Genomic DNA, 785 nt, shown 5'->3' with positions numbered 1-785 from the left:
CAAGCGGAGGAATTGTTTGAGGGGTGATCAGCGCAATTGCTTTGTCAGCGGCAGCAATAAAAAGCCGTGATGCAGATAGAAGTCATGCGTCTTGGATCAACTCTGCATGAGCTTGTGCGGCGCGGTGTATTGCTGGAGTGAGTGGTGGCGGGTTAAGCAACAAATCGCTGCTGATCGGTTCATGGTGTTTTCAGCCCGTCCGCAACTCTTCCCGAATGATCCGCCGCAGCGTGTCTTCAAGTGTGCGGCGCTGCATTGCCTCGCGCAGCGTGGCGTTGATCAGCGTTTGATAGCCCCGCTCACCTGACTGATGTTTGAACCATGACACCACGTCCGGGTCGAGGGCAATGTTAATCTTGATCTTCTTACTCGGTGCGGGTTGCAGTCCGACCCGATGGATGGCGCGAGCCATATCCGCGTCAGTGATTGGCGGCGCTTCATCCAAAGCGTCTGCGTCATCGCAATTGTTCGTAATAGCTGCGTTGCTCATGTTTTTCCGCCTTGCGCATGGAAATGATGTGAATCGTGTCAGCGGTTTCCGTATGCACCACGACAACCACCCATCAGTTTTAACGATCTGATGGCTAGGGAGCGATCTGCGGAGTGCTGCGTTGAATGGAGCAACTGCGGTTGCATCAGTCATGCCGCACGAGGCACAACATCACGCTCAATGTCAGCACTCAGCAGGCACTCGGCCAGCTTCAAGTCGTAACTGGTTTGCAAGTTCAGCCATGATTGAGCATCGCCGCCGAAATAACGGGCAAGTCGCAAGGCGGTATCCGGCG

At 54.8% G+C, this 785-nt stretch carries 1 protein-coding gene; it reads right to left on the bottom strand.

Annotated elements, in window-relative coordinates; genetic code table 11:
- Positions 1–190: 190 nt before the first annotated feature.
- Positions 191–490, bottom strand: coding sequence for a BrnA antitoxin family protein (locus CKO12_RS14390; RefSeq protein WP_207146398.1), 300 nt, complete (start codon positions 488–490; stop codon positions 191–193).
- Positions 491–785 lie beyond the last annotated feature (295 nt).

Source organism: Chromatium okenii, assembly GCF_016583745.1.
Taxonomy (GTDB): domain Bacteria; phylum Pseudomonadota; class Gammaproteobacteria; order Chromatiales; family Chromatiaceae; genus Chromatium; species Chromatium okenii.
The sequence above is the reverse complement of the archived record's forward strand: the minus strand, read 5'-3'. Positions and strand labels throughout refer to the sequence as shown.

Coding starts and splice junctions, on each gene's coding strand:
- CKO12_RS14390 (WP_207146398.1), bottom strand. CDS start 490: ATGAGCAACGCAGCTATTACGAACAATTGCGATGACGCAGACGCTTTG.